Source organism: Arthrobacter sp. GQ119 (assembly GCF_059759125.1).
Genome location: NZ_JCAXEA010000090.1, coordinates 1 through 349 on the forward strand (window position 1 = coordinate 1; position 349 = coordinate 349).

1 protein-coding gene is annotated in these 349 nt (G+C 64.2%); it reads right to left on the reverse strand.

The window, feature by feature from the left end:
- A partial coding sequence (locus AC6CH3_RS23490) for an IS30 family transposase (protein WP_498134718.1) occupies window positions 1-349 on the reverse strand: 349 nt, incomplete at both ends.

A 349-nucleotide genomic window follows, 5' to 3' on the forward strand; every position in this document is an offset into this window, starting at 1 on the left:
TAGGGAGCCTCGCAGGTGCGCTGGCAGGGTGGCCATGGTCTTGACGAGTCCGTCGCGGACTGTTTCGGCTGTGTGGTCCCCAGAGAGGTGGACGAGCATCACGTAACGGGTCGTGCGTTCGACCAGGGTCGCGATCGCGGTCTGGTTGTAGGCGCCGGTTATGAGGTCACCTTCCCAATGGCCAGGCACTGCCCGGTCCTCGATCTCAGGTGGACGCTCGGAGATCATAATCATGGGATCCACGAACCGGGAGGTGCGCTGCTCTCTCGTGCGGTGGGGTTTGCGGCGTGCCCTGCCGGTGCGCAGGGCTGCCTGTACTTCGCGTTTGAGTCCGCCCCTTGCCTGAACA